This is a genomic window from Phaeobacter sp. JH20_02 (assembly GCF_048056915.1).
Taxonomy (GTDB): Bacteria; Pseudomonadota; Alphaproteobacteria; order Rhodobacterales; family Rhodobacteraceae; genus Phaeobacter; species Phaeobacter bryozoorum.
This window is the reverse complement of record NZ_JAYMVP010000023.1, coordinates 95,356-112,756: the sequence shown is the minus strand read 5'-3', so window position 1 is coordinate 112,756 and position 17,401 is coordinate 95,356. Positions and strand designations below refer to the sequence as shown.

General features: G+C 60.8%; 14 protein-coding genes. 11 read left to right on the top strand and 3 right to left on the bottom strand.

Annotated elements, in window-relative coordinates:
• Positions 1–2: 2 nt before the first annotated feature.
• On the bottom strand, positions 3–980 hold the full coding sequence (paaA, locus tag VWY34_RS12730; RefSeq protein ID WP_416545538.1) for a 1,2-phenylacetyl-CoA epoxidase subunit PaaA: 978 nt from the start codon (positions 978–980) through the stop codon (positions 3–5).
• 24 nt (positions 981–1,004) lie between these two features.
• Positions 1,005–2,207 carry a 3-oxoadipyl-CoA thiolase gene (gene pcaF / locus VWY34_RS12725; RefSeq protein ID WP_416545536.1) on the bottom strand — a complete coding sequence of 401 codons (1,203 nt, stop codon included), beginning with the start codon at positions 2,205–2,207 and terminating at the stop codon, positions 1,005–1,007.
• 315 nt (positions 2,208–2,522) lie between these two features.
• Here pcaF and VWY34_RS12720 point away from each other — a divergent pair, with 315 nt between their 5' ends.
• From VWY34_RS12720 to VWY34_RS12690, 7 genes are all read left to right on the top strand, one after another.
• Positions 2,523–4,169 (top strand): sulfatase-like hydrolase/transferase, encoded by a 1,647-nt coding sequence (locus VWY34_RS12720; RefSeq protein WP_416545534.1) that lies wholly within the window; start codon positions 2,523–2,525, stop codon positions 4,167–4,169.
• A 278-nt stretch (positions 4,170–4,447) separates the two neighbouring features.
• A complete protein-coding gene (locus VWY34_RS12715) occupies positions 4,448–6,541 on the top strand; it encodes a 3-hydroxyacyl-CoA dehydrogenase NAD-binding domain-containing protein (RefSeq protein ID WP_416545532.1) in 2,094 nt (697 codons plus the stop codon).
• Between the two features lies 1 nt (position 6,542).
• Complete coding sequence (locus tag VWY34_RS12710; RefSeq protein WP_416537209.1) at positions 6,543–7,718, top strand: acetyl-CoA C-acyltransferase; 1,176 nt, start codon at positions 6,543–6,545, stop codon at positions 7,716–7,718.
• Positions 7,719–7,813: 95 nt separating this feature from the next.
• The gene (locus VWY34_RS12705) at positions 7,814–9,013 is read left to right on the top strand and encodes an acyl-CoA dehydrogenase family protein (RefSeq protein WP_416545530.1); all 1,200 of its coding nucleotides are present in this window, start codon (positions 7,814–7,816) and stop codon (positions 9,011–9,013) included.
• Complete coding sequence (locus tag VWY34_RS12700; protein ID WP_416545528.1) at positions 9,010–10,155, top strand: acyl-CoA dehydrogenase family protein; 1,146 nt, start codon at positions 9,010–9,012, stop codon at positions 10,153–10,155. The genes VWY34_RS12705 and VWY34_RS12700 overlap by 4 nt, the downstream gene beginning before the upstream one ends.
• Positions 10,136–10,600: a PaaI family thioesterase gene (locus tag VWY34_RS12695; protein WP_416545526.1), complete on the top strand. Its 465-nt coding sequence runs from the start codon at positions 10,136–10,138 to the stop codon at positions 10,598–10,600. Before VWY34_RS12700 ends, VWY34_RS12695 begins: the two co-directional genes overlap by 20 nt.
• A 68-nt stretch (positions 10,601–10,668) precedes the next feature.
• Positions 10,669–12,186: a class I adenylate-forming enzyme family protein gene (locus VWY34_RS12690; protein WP_416545524.1), complete on the top strand. Its 1,518-nt coding sequence runs from the start codon at positions 10,669–10,671 to the stop codon at positions 12,184–12,186.
• Between the two features lie 128 nt (positions 12,187–12,314).
• Here VWY34_RS12690 and rpe read toward each other — a convergent pair whose 3' ends face one another.
• Positions 12,315–13,004: a ribulose-phosphate 3-epimerase gene (gene rpe, locus VWY34_RS12685; protein WP_340544360.1), complete on the bottom strand. Its 690-nt coding sequence runs from the start codon at positions 13,002–13,004 to the stop codon at positions 12,315–12,317.
• A 177-nt stretch (positions 13,005–13,181) separates the two neighbouring features.
• On the opposite strand from rpe, the gene phnC reads away from it, so the two are divergent.
• From phnC to phnE (VWY34_RS12665), 4 genes are all read left to right on the top strand, one after another.
• Positions 13,182–14,000 (top strand): phosphonate ABC transporter ATP-binding protein, encoded by an 819-nt coding sequence (gene phnC, locus VWY34_RS12680; RefSeq protein WP_340544362.1) that lies wholly within the window; start codon positions 13,182–13,184, stop codon positions 13,998–14,000.
• 59 nt (positions 14,001–14,059) lie between these two features.
• A complete protein-coding gene (gene phnD, locus VWY34_RS12675) occupies positions 14,060–14,968 on the top strand; it encodes a phosphonate ABC transporter substrate-binding protein (RefSeq protein ID WP_416543336.1) in 909 nt (302 codons plus the stop codon).
• Positions 14,969–15,128: 160 nt separating this feature from the next.
• Positions 15,129–15,998 carry a phosphonate ABC transporter, permease protein PhnE gene (gene phnE, locus VWY34_RS12670; protein ID WP_340544364.1) on the top strand — a complete coding sequence of 290 codons (870 nt, stop codon included), beginning with the start codon at positions 15,129–15,131 and terminating at the stop codon, positions 15,996–15,998.
• Positions 15,995–17,365, top strand: a complete 1,371-nt coding sequence (gene phnE / locus VWY34_RS12665; RefSeq protein ID WP_416545522.1) for a phosphonate ABC transporter, permease protein PhnE — start codon at positions 15,995–15,997, stop codon at positions 17,363–17,365. Before phnE (VWY34_RS12670) ends, phnE (VWY34_RS12665) begins: the two co-directional genes overlap by 4 nt.
• Positions 17,366–17,401 lie beyond the last annotated feature (36 nt).

Sequence of the window (17,401 nt, the reverse complement as noted above, 5' to 3'; positions counted from 1 at the left end):
GGTTATTCGGCGGCGTGCCGGCGTGCGGCTTTCTTCTTGGCGTGGGCAAGGAGGCCGTCGCGGACCCAGGCGCCGTTGTCCCAGGCCTTGTTGCGGGCGGCGAGGCGGTCAACGTTGCAGGGGCCATTGCCCTGGATCACGTCAAAGAACTCACTCCAGTCCGGGTCGGTGTAGTCGTAGTGGCCGCGTTCCTCGTTCCATTTCAGGTCGGGGTCGGGGATCGTCAGGCCCAGGTATTCGGCTTGCGGCACGGTCTGGTCGACAAACTTCTGGCGCAGTTCGTCGTTGGTGTTCATCTTGATCTTCCAGGCCATCGACTGGGCGGAATGGACCGAGTCCTTGTCGGAGGGCCCGAACATCATCAGCGACGGGTACCAGAGGCGGTTCAGCGCGTCCTGGGCCATTTTCTTCTGCTCCGGGGTTCCTTCCGCCATCTTGCGGATGGCGTCATAGCCCTGGCGCTGGTGGAAGCTTTCTTCCTTGCAGATGCGGATCATCGCGCGGGAGTAGGGGCCAAAGGAGGTCCGCTGCAGCGGCACCTGGTTCATGATCGCCGCGCCATCCACCAGCCAGCCGACCGCGCCGATGTCGGCCCAGTTCAGCGTCGGGTAGTTGAAGATCGACGAATACTTCATGCGGCCGTCCAGCAACATTTCGGTGATCTCGTCGCGGGAGGCACCCAGGGTTTCCGCCGCGCAGTAGAGGTAGAGACCGTGGCCTGCCTCATCCTGCACCTTGGCGAGGAGGATCGCCTTGCGCTCTAGCGTCGGCGCGCGGGTGATCCAGTTGCCCTCGGGCAGCTGGCCGACGATTTCGGAATGGGCGTGCTGCCCGATCTGGCGGATCAGCGTTTTGCGGTAGCCTTCTGGCATCCAGTCCTTGGGCTCGATCTTCTCGCCCGCGTCGATGCGCGCCTGGAAGGCCGCCAGCTTTTCCGGATCGTCCTGGGTCGCTTCGGATTTGATCATCTGAGCATACATGTCTGGGACCTCCCCTAGGGTTCGTTACACGCGTTCGAGGATCAGGGCGGTGCCCTGACCGACGCCGACGCACATGGTGCAGAGCGCATACCGCCCGCCGGTGCGCTGAAGCTGATAGGCAGCGGTCAGCACCAGCCGCGCCCCGGACATGCCGAGCGGGTGGCCCAGTGCAATCGCACCGCCGTTGGGATTAACATGGGGTGCTGCGTCCGGAAGGCCAAGCTCGCGCAGGGTGGCAAGGCCCTGGGAGGCAAAGGCCTCGTTCAGCTCGATCACGTCCATCTGTTCGATGGTCAGGCCGGTGCGGGCCAGAACCTTGCGGGTCGCGGGCACCGGGCCGATGCCCATGATGCGCGGCTCGACCCCTGCGGCGGCCATGCCGACGATGCGGGCCATCGGTTTCAGGCCGTTCTTCGCCGCAGCCGCTTCATTCGCCATCAGGATCGCCGCAGCGCCGTCGTTGACGCCGGAGGCATTGCCTGCGGTCACGGTCTTGTCCGGGCCGTTGACGCCCTTGAGGCCCGCCAGCTTCTCGGCCGAGGTGCCGGGGCGGGGGTGTTCATCGGTGTCCACCACCAGATCATCGCCCTTGCGCTGGGGGATGGAGACCGGGGTGATCTCGTCCTGGAAGATCCCGGCCTCATGCGCGGCGGCCCAGCGGGCCTGGCTGCGGGCGGCGAAGGCGTCCTGATCCTCGCGGGAGACGCCGTAGTCCTCTGCCACATTATCGGCGGTTTGCGGCATCGAGTCGGTGCCGTACATCTCGTGCATCTTCTTGTTCACGAAGCGCCAGCCGATGGTGGTGTCATAGACCGCATTGGCACGGGTGAAGGCAGAGGTGGCCTTGGGCATCACGAAGGGCGCGCGCGACATGCTTTCGACGCCGCCGGCGATGGCCATGTCATAGTCGCCGGCCTTGATCCCGCGGGACGCCATGCCGACCGCATCCATGCCGGAGGCGCAGAGGCGGTTGATGGTGGTGCCGGGCACAGAGGTGGGCAGACCCGCCAGCAGCGCCGCCATGCGGGCCACGTTGCGGTTGCTTTCACCGGCCTGGTTGGCATCGCCAAAGATCACATCGTCGAGGGAGCCCCAGTCCACGTCCGGGTTGCGCGCGGCAAGCGCGGCAATCGGCAGGGCGGCAAGATCATCGGTACGCACCTGGCTCAGCGCGCCGCCGTAGCGGCCGATCGGGGTGCGGGTGGCATCGCAGATGAAAGCATCCATGGGTGTTCGCGTCTCCTGTGGCGGCAGTAGATAAGCCGACCATTTAGTCGGTGATACGCGCAGAAGTGATTCTGGGCAAGAGAGATGTAACCAGATCGAACAAAGTGGTGGAATTCTGTAACGTATTAATGGTTCTCTTGCTGATCCTTCATATTTCGGTCGCTCTGCGCCTTTGCGCGTATGATCCATTCAGCGTCGCAGTGGCTGTCGAAAATAGTTTACATGTTGACTAATTGCGAGTGTCCGCTCTGATTGGAGAAGCGCGAGGTATCTGTTCGCTGCGATCTTTGCGGTGATCGGAAAGGGGAGGGGTGAATGAATATTCTCTATATCATGTTTGACCAGCTGCGGTTTGACTACCTCAGCTGTGCTGGGCATCCACATCTACAGACGCCTCATTTGGATGGGCTGGCACGGCGCGGGGTCCGGTTCACCAGAGCCTATGTGCAGTCGCCCACCTGCGGTTCTTCCCGTATGTCGAGTTACACCGGGCGCTATCCCTCAAGCCACGGGGTGCAGTTCAACGGTTACCCGCTGCGGGTGGGCGAATGGACAATGGGTGACCACTTGCGCAAGACCGGGATGAGCTGCCACCTGATTGGCAAGACGCATATGGTTGCCGATGCCGAGGGGCTGGAGCGTCTGGGTCTTGCCCCTGACAGCATCATCGGTGTGCGCCAGACGGAATGCGGTTTTGACCCATTTGTCCGTGACGACGGGCTGTGGGCTGAGGGGCCGGACGGTTTTTATGACAGTAAGCGAAGCCCCTATAATGAGTATCTCAAATTGCAGGGCTACCCCGGCGACAACCCCTGGAGCGATTTTGCAAACGCCGGCGTGGATGGTGACGATATCGCCTCTGGCTGGTTCATGGTCAACGCAGACAAGCCCGCCAATATCGCGGAGGAGGACAGTGAGACGCCCTGGCTCACCCGTGAAGCCATGCGGTTTATCGAAACTGCGGAGAGGGAGGGCGATCAGCCGTGGTGTGCGCATCTGAGTTACATCAAGCCGCACTGGCCATATATTGTGCCTGCGCCTTACCACGATATGTATGGTCCTGAGCATGTTCTGCCCGCAGTTCGTTCGAGCGCCGAGCGCGAGAATGCGCATCCGGTATTTGCCGGTATGATGAACAATCAGATTGGTCAGGCCTTCTCCCGTGAGGAAGTGCGTCAGAAGGTGATCCCCGCCTATATGGGGCTGATCAAACAGGCTGACGATCAGATGGGTCGGCTGTTCTCCTGGCTTGAGGCAACCGGGCGAATGAAGGATACGATGATCGTGGTGACCTCGGACCATGGCGACTACCTCGGCGATCACTGGCTGGGCGAGAAGAACCTTTTCCATGAACCGTCGATCAAGGTGCCGCTGATCATCTACGATCCGCGGCCCGAGGCCGACGCCACCCGCGGCACCACCTGCGATGCACTGGTCGAGTCGATTGATCTGCTTCCGACATTTCTGGAGGCAGCGGGCGGCGCGGCGGCACCTCATATCCTGGAAGGGCGCTCATTGATGCCCTTGTTGCGCGGCGAAACTCCAGAGTGGCGCGACTACGCGGTGGCCGAGTTTGATTATGCGACGCTCCCCCTGTCCGAAACACTTGGCCTGGCTCCGAAAGATGCGAGGCTGTTCATGATCGTGGATGCGCGCTGGAAGTTCATGCACGCCGAGGGCGGGCTTCGGCCCATGCTGTTCGATTTGCAGGAGGATCCAGGTGAGCTCGTGGATCTTGCCAAAACGAAGGCGCATCAGGAGGTGATCGACCTCATGTACGATCGACTGCTCGAGTGGGGGCTGCGGATGTCGCAACGCATTACCCTTTCTGACGAGCAGATTGCCAAGCGCCGAGGGAAATCGGTGCGCAAAGGGATCCTGTTGGGCGTCTATGAGCCGTCGGAGGTGGATGCAACCCTGACCGAGGCCTATCGTCGACCGGTTCCGAAAGCTGAGAGCTGACCGTCTAGCGCCCAAATACCGCGAGACGCACCGTCACGACCCGCAGGCAAATCGTGATGCTTGGCAAGCGGCGCAGACGCGCGGCATGATATCTCTTGTCAGGTCACGAAGCCGGATTTAGGGTCGGCATCAAGTTTGCGGAATGATGTTCCGCATGGCGAAATGTGCGGGGGTGACGTCTGCGTCCTGATCCGTGCCTGCCGCAAGGCAGCTGCGTTCCCGCGGTTGGAGCCTGTCGAAGTTTTGCTCGGCATCGCTCGCAATAAGAGGAAAGATCCATGACTGAAGCCGTTGTTTATGAGCGTATTGGCGATATTGCAGTGCTGGGCGCGCAGAACCCGCCAGTGAACGCTCTTGGCGTTGACGTGCGCCGTGGGCTTCTTGCCGGGATTGAGCGCGCCGAGGAAGAAGGCGCACGTGCCGTACTGATCTACGGCGAGGGGCGAACCTATTTCGCTGGCGCCGATATCCGCGAGTTCGGCAAGCCGATGCAAGAGCCCGGATTGCCTGACCTGTGCAACCGCATCGAAGCCGCCAAGCTCATCGTGGTTTCTGCCCTCCACGGCACCGCGCTGGGCGGTGGGTTGGAAGTGGCGCTGTCGTCGCACTACCGGATTGCAGTGCCAAGCGCCAAGATGGGCTTGCCTGAGGTGCATCTGGGCATCATCCCGGGCGCTGGGGGGACGCAGCGGCTGCCGCGCGTCACCGGAACCGAGGCCGCGCTGGAGATCATCACCACCGGCCGCCATGTGTCGGCGGCAGAAGCCTTCGACAAGGGGGTCGTTGATCGTATTGCGGAGGGCAGTCCCCGCGAAGTCGGTCTGGCTTACACCCGTGAATTGCTGGACCAGGATGCGCCGCGTCGACCGGTCTGTGATATGTCGGCACCGGAACCCATCGATTTCGATGAAGCCTATGAGAGGGTGCTCGCCCGGGGCCGCGGTCAGCTGTCCCCGGCCGTCGCGGTGCGTGCCGTTCAGGCTGCATGTGAAGCCAAGAGCTTTCTTGACGGGGTGCGCCAGGAGCGAGAGCTGTTCAAGAAGCTGATGGAGAGCGATCAGCGACAGGGTCTGATCCACGCATTCTTTTCGGAGCGCGCGGTCAGCAAGCTGCCAGAGCTGGCCGATGTGACCCCGCGCGACGTCGCCTCGATGGGGGTGATTGGTGGCGGCACGATGGGCGCAGGCATTGCAACCGCCGCCCTGTTGTCGGGGCTGCCCGTAGTACTGATCGAACGTGATGATGCGGCGACGGTCGCAGCTCATGAACGGATCGAAGGCAATCTGAAAGGGGCGCTTAAACGCGGCAAGATCGATCAGTCGCAGTTTGATACCATGATGAACGAGGCGCTGCAGCTGGCGACGGATTATGCAGCGCTGTCGCAGGTCGATCTGGTGGTCGAAGCAGTGTTTGAAGACATGGACGTCAAACGCGACGTTTTCTCGGCGCTGGATACGCATTGCAAACCCGGCGCAATTCTCGCCAGCAACACGTCATATCTCGATATCAATGAAATCGCTGCTGCGACGCGCCGACCGGCGGATGTGATCGGGTTGCACTTCTTCTCCCCGGCGCATGTGATGAAACTGCTTGAGGTCGTGGTTGCAGATCAGACCGCGCCTGATGTGATCGCCACCGGAATTGCCCTTGGCAAGCGGCTGAAGAAGATTTCTGTGCGTTCGGGTGTCTGCGATGGCTTCATCGGCAACCGGATCATGAACAGCTACCGCAAGGCTGCCGATTACATGGTGCTGGACGGAGCCTCACCCTACCAGATTGACAAGGTGATGACCGGGTTCGGATTTGCGATGGGGCCATTTGCGGTGGCGGATCTGGCAGGGCTTGATATCGGCTGGGCAGCCCGCAAACGGCGGGCGCCGACACGCGATCCCCGTGAGCGGATTGTGCATTTTTCCGATATGCTCTGCGAAGCTGGAGATTTCGGGCAGAAGACCGGCCGGGGTTTTTATGTCTACGAAGAGGGCAAGCGCGGCGGGACCCCAAATCCACAGGTATCCGAGTATATCGAACGCGATCAGCGGGATCAGGGCGTGACGCCGCAGGTCTTGGCCAATGACGAGGTCCTGCGGCGCTACATGTGCGCGATGGTCAATGAGGCGGCGAAGGTTGTCGGCGAGGGCATCGCCCGGCGTCCGCTGGATGTGGATATGGTATTGCTGTTCGGCTATGGCTTTCCGCGGTTTTGGGGCGGCCCGCTGAAATGGGCTGACCTGCAAGGTTTGGATAGCATCCTCAAGGACATCAAACGCTATGCCAAGGAAGATGCGTTTTTCTGGCAGCCGGCGCCCTCGCTGGAAGAGCTTGTCGCCGAGGGCCGCAGCTTTGACGATCTCAACAAGGAGGCCCGGTGAGATGAAACAGGCTGTCATCGTTTCCGCTGCCCGCACTGGGTTGGCCAAGTCTTTTCGCGGATCGTTCAACCAGACCCATGGCGCGACTTTGGGCGGCCATGCCGTAGCTGCAGCCGTCGAGCGGGCTGGCCTAGATGGTGGAGAGATCGAGGATTGCATTATCGGCTGCGGGTTCCCCGAACAGGCTACGGGTCACAATATCGGACGTCAGATTGCGCTGCGCGCGGGATTGCCGCAGACCGCAGCAGGCATGACTGTGAACCGGTTCTGCGCCTCGGGTCTTCAGACCATCGCGCTTGCGGCCCAGCAGATTACGGCCGAAGGGGCTGGCCCGATGGTTGCAGGTGGGGTCGAGAGCATCTCCATGGTGCAGCCCAATGTGAAGCAGGTGCAGGACCCCTGGTTGCAGGCGCACAAGCCAGACGTTTATTTGGCCATGATCGATACCGCAGATATCGTTGCCGAGCGTTACGGGATCAGCCGGGAAGCGCAGGATGCCTACGGGCTGCGCAGCCAGCAGCGGATAGCAGCGGCGCAGGGTGCAGGGCTGTTTGACGACGAAATCGTGCCCATGCAGACCGTTATGGCTTTAAAAGATAAGGAAACCGGTGAGGTTGGCACCCGCGAGGTGACTGTGGATCGCGACGAATGTAATCGCCCGCAAACCACTTTGGACGGGCTTGCCGGATTGGACCCGGTGCGTGGCGAGGGCAAGTTCATCACCGCAGGAAACGCCAGCCAGCTTTCCGATGGTTCGGCGGCGGTCGTGATGATGGAGGCCACCGAGGCAAGCCGTCGAGGGCTGAACCCGATGGGGGCGTTTCGCGGGTTCTGCGTTGCCGGCTGTGCGCCTGACGAAATGGGCATCGGCCCGGTACATGCGGTGCCGCGCCTGCTGGAGCGGCACGGGCTGACAGTCGCGGATATCGATCTGTGGGAGCTGAATGAGGCTTTTGCCAGCCAGGCGCTCTATTGCCGTGACCAGCTCCGTATCCCGGATGAAATCTGCAACGTGAACGGCGGATCAATTGCTATCGGCCATCCCTTTGGCATGACAGGCGCACGAATGGTCGGGCATCTGCTGCGTGAGGGCCGTAGACGTGGGGCCAAGTTGGGTGTTGCAACCATGTGCATCGGCGGCGGCATGGGTGCTGCGGGCCTGTTCGAGATCTACTGACTATCTGGGTACGGCTTCGCCGGTAGGTGCGGTCCAAGTAGATCCCGGATGAGAGCAGCGGGCACTATCGAAATAGCGCGGGGAGGTACGCGGAGATGGATCTGAATTACTCGACCGAAGAGTTGGCCTTTCGCGCGGAAGTGCGCGCCTTTCTGGAGGCGAAGCTGCCTCAGGATCTGTCGGACGCTGTGCGCCTGGGGCGGGGTATCGGCAAAGAGGGGCATGATCGCTGGCACCAGATCCTGAACGATCAGGGGTGGCTGGCACCGACCTGGCCGCAGGAGTATGGCGGCTGCGGCTGGAATGCGGTCCAGCGCCACATCTTCGAAGAAGAATGTTGTCGCGCCCACGCGCCGCGCATCGTTCCGTTTGGTTTGACCATGCTTGCGCCGGTTCTGCAAAAATTCGGATCCGATGCGCAGCGCGCGTATTTCCTGCCCAAAATTCTGTCCGGTGAACACTGGTGGTGTCAGGGATATTCCGAGCCGGGCGCAGGGTCCGATTTGGCCAGCCTGAGCACGCGCGCAGTTCGCGATGGTGACCATTATATCGTCAACGGACAAAAAACTTGGACCACGCTTGGCCAATTCGCCAACTGGATTTTCTGTCTCGTCCGCACTGATCCTCAGGCCAAGCAGCAGGAGGGGATTTCCTTTCTGCTGATTGACATGGCGACACCAGGCATCGAAGTGCGGCCGATCATCCTTCTTGATGGCACCCATGAGGTCAACGAAGTCTGGTTCAATGATGTGCGCGTGCCTGCTGAAAATCTGGTTGGTGAGGAAAACAAAGGCTGGACCTATGCCAAATATCTGCTGACCCATGAACGCACCAATATTGCAGGTGTCGGGTTCAGCCAGGCAGGGCTGGAGGCGGTGAAACGTCTCGCGCGTCACCAGCTTCATCGCGGTCGCCCGCTGATCGAAAATCCACATTTCGCCGCGCGACTCGCCCGCGCGGAAATCGATCTGATGGCCATGTCCACCACCAATCTGCGCATCATCTCAGCTGCGGCCCAAGGGCAGGCGCCCGGCGTCGAAAGCTCCATGCTCAAGGTGAAAGGCACCGAAATACGTCAGGAGATCAACGATCTCGCACGGCGCGCAGCGGGCGTTTATGCCCTGCCGTTTGCGTCGGAGGCGGTAGCCGGTGACAACAACGCGCTTTCTCCACCAGAGGGGAGCGAATCTGTCGCGGCCCAGTATTTCAACAATCGAAAACTGTCGATCTTCGGTGGATCGAACGAGATCCAGAAGAATATCATTGCCAAGGTTTCTCTGGGAGGCAGGACATGAACTTTCAGCTGACAGAAGAGCGCCAGATGCTTCAGGACAGTTTGCGCCGGTTTCTTCGCGATCGGTATTCTGTCGCCGCCCGAAACCAGGCGCTTGCCGATCCTTCGGGGTACTCTCCGGAAATTTGGGGACAGCTTGCTGACCTCGGGGTGATTGGCGCGCTGCTGCCCGAGGCCGCTGGTGGATATGGCGGGGCCGGATTCGACATTGCGACGGTGTTTGAGGAATTGGGCCGGGTCGGCGTTGTTGAACCGGTGCTTGACAGCGCCGTTCTTTGTGGCGTGCTGCTGTGTGGCTCTGGCACAGATCCGATTTCGCCGCGTGATCAGAAAATGATTGATCGGCTGATCGCTGGAGATCTGCAGCTGGCCTTTGCCCACGGCGAGCCTGCCAGCCGGTATGAGCGTACCTGGATCGAAACCAAGGCTGTCGACGAGGGGGATGACATTCTGCTCACCGGGCGGAAATCCGTGGTGGTGAATGCAGAGGCGGCCGACTTGCTGATTGTTGCCGCGCGCGAAGCGGGGTCACCCGGAGATCGTGACGGCCTGTCCCTATTTTGTGTTCGCCCCGATGCACCCGGTCTGCGAATGCGGGGTAGCGCATTGCTGGCAGGCGGCAGAGCCGCCGAGATGGAACTGGATTGTGTTCGGCTGTCGAAATCAGCGCGGATCGGCGCAGCTGGCAATGCTGCGGACCGTATCGAAGGCGCCATTGCCGCGGCGGAGGTTGCGCTCGCCGCAGAGACGCTTGGCGCGATGGAAACAGCCGTACGGCTGACGATGGATTACCTGACTACACGGCAGCAATTTGGACGTCCAATCGGCACGTTTCAGGCCTTGCAGCATCGCGTTGCAGAGATGTTGATCGAGCTCGAACAGGCGCGTTCTGCCGTGATCAATGCAGCAGGCCACCTGGAGGATCTGCCACTGGTGCGGGATCGTCATATCGCCGCCGCGCGCAATCTCATCGGGCGGACGGGGCGCCATATCGCGGAAGAGGCGATCCAGCTTCACGGAGGCATCGCGATGACTGCCGAATATGAGCTGGCCCATATCGCCAAACGCATCGTCTTGGCGGAACACCGCTTTGGTGATGCTGATACCCAGTTGGAGCGGTTCATTGACCTCACGGCGGCCTGATCCGATATCGCAGGCCACCGAGGCTGCGGCAGCACATGGGTCCGGGGGCACCAAGCGCATCATTGACGATCCAGGTTGTCAGCAGATGGTCGGGTATCGCACCGAGATCGATACGCAAACCGGGGCGTGCCTTGTGATGCTGGAGCTTGCTCCACAGCACCTTAACCGCAATGGCCTCCTGCATGGTGGCATCGTTGCGACCCTGATGGATGTGGTCTGTGGCAATACTGCATCTCAGCATTTTGACGCAGCCTTGCACCCGCCGGTGGTGACCGTCTCACTGACCTTGTCCTATATCGCGGCTGCACGGTCCGGGCAGGTTGTGGCATCGGCAACGGCAACAGGCGGTGGCGCCTCCCTGGCCTATGTGGCGGGAGAGCTGGTGGATGGTCGCGGGCAGATCTTGGCCACCGCGAGCGGGGTCTTCAAAAGGATACGGGGCTGAGGCCCCCGCGGCGCAGCTTTGTCTGCGGAGGGGGTGACAGATATCAACACGACCACGGGGAATCGAACATGACGCTTTGGCACGAGTATCTTGAGCAACATGCGCGCCATCGTCCGGAGTCTCCGGCCTTCAGCGACAGCGGCGGGACGAAGTGGACCTATGGTGAGCTTGCCCGCGTCTGCGATGAACTGCGATCTCATCTGGTGGCCGCTGGAGTGGGGCCGGGTGACCGGGTCATGTTAGTCTGCGAGAACTGCTGCGTCGCCGTAGCGGCCCTGTTTGCTACCTCACAATTGGGCGGTGTTGCAGTTCCCGTGAATGCCCGGATGCGAGCGCCCGAGGTCGAGCGTATCCGTGCCCATGCCGAGCCGACAGTGATCCTGCTGACGGTGGCCGCTTCGCCGGATGCTGCGGCCCACGCGGCCCGATTGGGCGCACACCCGATGCCGGGCGATCTGGGCAGCTTGCAGATCGTCATGTCAGCCCCCGGAGAGGGTGTTGCGGCGGGCGATCGAGGCGATGAAACGATACCGTCCGATCTGGCCGTGCTGCTCTACACAACCGGTACGACCGGTAATCCAAAGGGGGTGATGCTCAGCCATGGAAACCTGAGTTTCGGCGGCGGTGCCTCGGCTCGCTTGCGCGATATGACCGTAAGAGATGTGATCTATGGCGTTTTGCCACTTAGCCACGTGTTTGGCCTTGCGTCCGTTCTGACCGCCTCCGTGATGATCGGGGCCGAGGTTCGTCTTGAGGCGCGCTTTAGCGCGGCGCGGTTTTATCAGGCGTTGCGGAGCGGCGTCACCTTGGTTTCCGCCGTACCGCAGATGCACGCGCTGGTGATGCAATACGCTAAGGAACAGGGGTTGGCGCATCTTGATAGTCCCGATCTGCGCTATGTCTCCTCTGGCGCGGCTCCGCTCGACCCGGATTGGAAACGGCGGGCGGAAGATTTTTACGGCGTTGCCCTGCAGAACGGCTATGGGATGACCGAGGCCACGGCAGGGATCTGCGCGACACGCAACTGCCTGGGTGACCCTGATACATCGGTTGGCTCACCGCTATCGGGGGTTGAGGTGCGTCTGGATGAAAATGTCCCGGGCGGCGGCGGCGGGCTGGGAGAGATCTGCCTGCGCGGAGACAACGTTATGCTCGGCTATTTCCGCAACCCGAACGCCACGCGGGCGGCTCTCGATCCCGAAGGTTGGCTGCGCAGCGGCGATATGGGGCGTTGGGACCAAAGCGGCAATCTGCATATCGACGGACGCGCCAAGGAGCTGATTATCCATGGCGGTTTCAATGTCTTCCCGCCGGAGGTCGAAGCAGCTCTGAATGCCCATCCGCAGGTGGTTCAATCCGCTGTTGTCGGCCGCCAGATGGACGGGGACGAACAGGTGGTCGCCTTTGTGCAGGTGGCCACTGCCGATGCGCCTCGGGTTGAGGACTTACGTCTCTTCGTGGCAGAGCGTCTGGCAGGCTATAAACGGCCCGGCCTTATTGTGCTCACAGAACAGCTGCCAGCGGCACCGACAGGCAAGATCCTGAAGCATCTTCTGCTGTCCCATTTCGCGGACCGGCTGGCGTGAAGCGCCCGCGCCGCGCAACGCGCGGCGCTTGGCCCAACGGCTTCAGCGCCTTTCTTGAAAGGCGTCGCAGCGGGCGGGAGTTCCTTGTGTCCGCCCTACTGAATGCGCGCTGCTGTGATGTCGCTCGCTCAGGCCCAGACGCCAGCAGCAGCGGCTCGGATGTTGCGGATATTTTCTCCGTAAACCTCCGGCGTATCGACGGAGCCGCCCTTGAACACTGCTGATCCGGCGACCAGCACGTCCGCCCCGGCTTCGGCCACCAGCGGTGCGGTCTTGGGGTCAACGCCGCCATCAATCTCGATATGCACCGGGCGATCACCGATCATGGACCGCAGGCTGCGAATCTTGGCGGTCATATCGATGAACTTCTGACCGCCGAACCCGGGGTTCACCGTCATGACGCAGATCAGATCGGTCAGATCCAGCAGATGGGCAACCGCCTCGGCAGGGGTGCCGGGGTTCAGGGCCACACCGGCTTTCATACCTGCCCCACGGATCGCTTGCAGGGTGCGATGAATATGCGGCCCGGCCTCGACATGTGCGGTCAGAACGTCGGCCCCGGCATCTGCATAGGCGTCGATATAGGGGTCAACCGGTGCAATCATCAGATGCACATCCATCACGGTTTTGACATGTGGGCGAAACGCCTTCACCGCCATCGGACCAAAAGTAAGGTTGGGTACAAAATGCCCGTCCATCACATCGATATGAACCCAATCGGCGCCTTGGGATTCGATGGCCTGAATCTCCTGGCCAAAATTGGCAAAGTCGGCAGACAGGATCGAAGGTGCGATTTTGATGGAGCGGTCGAAAGACATGGCAGCAGTTCCTTGGTTTCGTGGGCAGCGTTTCGTCGCCGTATAGCGGCTTGTTGCCGGCGCGCCTAGGGGCGTGCTGGCTGTTGTCATGCCGGCCGTTACAAAAGCTTCACCGCGATGACACACAAGTTTTGATCTGGCAGCTTAGTCAGTCCCGCAAAGAGACGGGAGCCTCAGGTGCTGCGAATTGACAAACTGACCAAGAGATTCGGCGACAAGATCGCGGTGGATGCCGCGACGCTGGATATCGACAAGCCCTGCATGATCGGCATTATCGGCCGCTCGGGCGCGGGGAAATCCACGTTGCTGCGGATGATCAACCGGCTTGGGGACGCCAGTGAGGGGCGCATACTTTTCGAAGGGCGCGATGTGACCCAGCTGCGCGGCAAGGAGAAACGCGCCTGGCAATCCGATTGTGCGATGATCTTTCAGCAGTTCAATCTGGTTCCGCGGATGGATGTCGTGTCCAACGTGCTGCACGGCACGCTCAACCGTCGCTCGAGCCTTGCGACGTTGTTCAATCTCTACCCGATGGACGACATCCATCGCGCGATTGATATCCTTGACCGGCTTGGTATCGCCGAACACGCCGCAAAACGGGCCGAGGCGCTCTCGGGTGGTCAACAACAGAGGGTCGCGATTGCACGGGCTCTGATGCAGGATCCGAGGATCATTTTGGCGGATGAACCGATTGCCTCGCTTGATCCGATGAATGCCCAGACAGTCATGGAGGCACTGCGCCGTATCCACGAGGAGGACGGCCGCACTGTCATCGCCAATCTGCACACACTGGATACCGCACGTCGCTACTGCGACCGTGTTGTCGGCATGCGGGATGGGCGCATCGTGTTCGATGGTCTGCCGGAGCAGCTGACGACCGGTGTCGCCCGCGAGATCTACGGAGCAGGCGCGGACTTCTCCGAGGCCGCTACCTCTACAGAGATTGAGACATTGAACCGTATTCAGCCGCGCCGACAGCCTGTTCCCGCGAACTGACAGTTTTTTCCAAACCCGGCGGTTCGTTCGCCGACATGACCAACCAGAGAGATTGACTAATGAAAAACCTTATTGCTGCCATTCTGGCGACCACCGCGCTGACCGCACCGGTTCTTGCTGAGACCTCGGAAATTCAGGAATTCCGTATCGGTATTCTTGGTGGTGAAAACGCTCAGGATCGCCTGAACAACAACGAGTGCCTGCGTCAAAAGACCGAGGATCTTCTGGGGGTCGAAACCAAACTCTTTGCCCCGGCCGACTACAACGGGGTGATCCAGGGGCTGCTGGGCGGCACCATCGACATGGCGTGGCTGGGTGCATCCGGCTATGCCAAAACTTATCTCAGTGATCCGGCGGCGGTAGAGCCGATCCTGGTAAAGGTGAATAACGACGGTGGCTATGGCTACTATTCCATCGGTTTCACGCGTAAGGATAGCGGGATCACATCGCTCGATGACATGCAGGGCAAGACATTTGGTTTTGGTGATCCAAACTCCACCTCCGGTTTCCTGATCCCTTCGATCGAGATTCCACAGGTAACCGGCGCGACCATGACCTCCGGCGATTACTTTGGCGAGGTTAAATTCACGGGCGGGCATGAGCAGACAATCGTCGCTGTTGCGAATGGCGATGTGGACGCCGGCGTCAGCTGGGCTGACGGTCTGGGCGAATGGGAAGATGGTTTCAACTCCGGCGCGCTGCGTCGCGCGGTTGATGCAGGTCTCGTCGATATGAACGATCTGGTGCAGATCTGGCAGTCCAAGCCTATTCCCGAGGGCCCGGTTGTTCTGCGCACCGAACTGCCCGAGGACGTGAAGCTGAAGATGACTGGCCTGATGGCCTCTCTGAAGTCGATGGATGCTGAATGTTTCTATGGTGTGGCCGCCGGTGAGGCGAAAGGCTTCATGCCGATCACCCACGAGGCCTACGAGGTTATCATCGAAGCGCGGAAATTGAAGTCCAACTAATTTCAGTACCTAAGCGCGCGGGGTTCGGAGAATTCGTGCCGAACCCCGCCATTTTATCTGCCAACTGCCCTGGTTCGGAACTGACTGCGCGCAGTCTCCACCACGTGAAACATCGAAAGCCCAGCCGTTCGGCTGTTTTCGACGACACAGGATCCCATTCATGACAGATGCAACAGCCTCGGCCCCTTCGGTGTCCGACATTCAGGCCGATTACCAGGCGCTGATACAGCGCAAGCGCCTTTATGGCGGGATCCTTCTGGCCGTATTTGTGGCGATGATGGCCGCCGGTTTCAGGATCGCCGACGATCGCAACGCAGGGTCTTTCTGGAATGGGATTACCCATGTTTTTGACTACCCCTCTGAGGTGCTTTCGGAAGCGGTCGAGAAGGTGGCCCTATTGCCCGGGCATGTGTTACAGTTTTCACCGGCCCTGATCGAGACCTTGAACATCGCTGCCGCTGCCACGCTGATTGGGGCAATCTTCGGAACCATCCTGTCTTTGTTGGCAACACGGGGGCTGGCGCGCTGGCCGCGCCTTATCCCGCTGTTCCGCCGGATGCTGGATATCTTTCGTGCGATCCCGGAAATCGTCATCGCACTGGTGCTGATCTTTCTTTTGGGTGGTGGACCGGTGCCTGCGATGATCGCGATTGCGATCCACACTGCGGGCGCTCTGGGCAAGCTGTTTTCCGAGGTGAATGAGAACGCATCGCTGAAGCCTGTCGAAGGACTGGCCTCTGTCGGGGCCGGTTGGGCGCAGCGCATGGTGCTGGGCGTTTTTCCCCAGGTCGGCCCGAACTATGTGAGCTACGCACTTCTGCGGTTCGAAATCAATATCCGCGCCTCCGCCATTCTCGGCTTCGTCGGGGCAGGCGGTATCGGCTACGAGCTGCGTAACGCCATGTCCTGGGGGCAGGGGCGGTATGATGAAGCTGCGGCGATCTTTCTTTTGCTGTTTTTTACCATCGTCCTGGTGGATCAACTGTCGGGCCTGCTGCGCGACCGGCTGACCCACGGAGCCAAACAATGACGACCTTTGACACCACTGTTCCGCCGACCTTGCGCAAACTGGACATGGAGCGCCTGTTCATCCGCAAGCGCGTCCTGAGCCTTTCTCTGCCGCTCTTGGTACTGGTCTATCTCGCCTATGTCGTCGTCGCCTTCGACGTTGCGGGACTGGCCGCGCGGATGAATCCGCAGAATGCCCGCACGCTGGTGGCAGATAGTTACAGCTACAAAACCCACGTCACGCGCGACAATCGGACAGGTGACGTTAGCGTCGCCATCGAGGGAGAGCGCAAAGGGGCCTATCCCGATGGGCAAGCGCCGGAGTGGGTTTCCCTCGCGACGACACCGTCCGACGTTACCGTGATTGACCTCGAAGATGGTCATCAGGTTCGCTTCGGCCCCGAGAGCATTGTTTTTGATATCCCCGGCTATGGTAGGATCCGCGCAACCCCAAGTCGCAGCGCTGGCGTGCAGGCCGAATTTCCGGCAGGCGATCTGCCGGATTGGATCAATGTCTCAAAGAACCGGCTGGCAGTGACGACCGACGCCGGGCGTCTGACGGTGACCCGTAACCGTGCGGAGGTGTTTCGGTATTTTGCTGGTTGGGAGCTGTTCTTCTTTACCCTCGACAGCCGTTACCACGGTCTGGGGCCCGGTGAGCTGATGACCCGGGCCGCAACCGGTGAAGCGGGCGCGATCTTCCACGATTTCTGGACCAACAAGATGTGGCGGCATCAGGATGTGGCCTGGGCCATTTTCGAAACGCTGCTGATGGCGTTCCTTGGCACGATGGGCGCGGGGCTGATTGCGCTGCCGCTCGCATTTGCTGCTACCCGGAACTTCATGCCGCTGCGCGCGGTCCGCTTTGCAACCCGTCGCCTGTTTGATTTCGTGCGCGGCGTCGACTCTCTGATCTGGACCGTGGTCCTTGCCCGGGCCTTTGGACCCGGTCCGCTGACTGGCGCTTTGGCGATCCTGGTGACCGACACTGGCACTTTTGGCAAGATTTTCTCAGAGGCGCTGGAGAATGTGGACGAGAAACAGATCGAAGGCGTTGCCTCCACAGGCGCGAAGCCGGCGCAGCGCTATCGCTTCGGTGTCATTCCGCAGATCACGCCTGTCTTGCTGAGCCAGCTGCTCTATTTTCTGGAATCAAACACGCGCAGCGCAACGATCATTGGCGCCATCACCGGTGGCGGTATCGGCTTGCTGCTGACTCAGGCCATTATCACCCAGAAGGACTGGGAAGAGGTTGCCTATTACATCGTGCTGATCATTCTCATGGTGATGGTCATGGATTGGGTGTCCGGTTGGCTGCGCCGCCGCCTGATCAAGGGCGAGCCGGGCCGCAAGGCCCGCCGTCAGGGTGGCGCGATGCTGCTGCCGTGACCGTTGGCGGTGCTAAGAACCTGTCTCTTCAATATC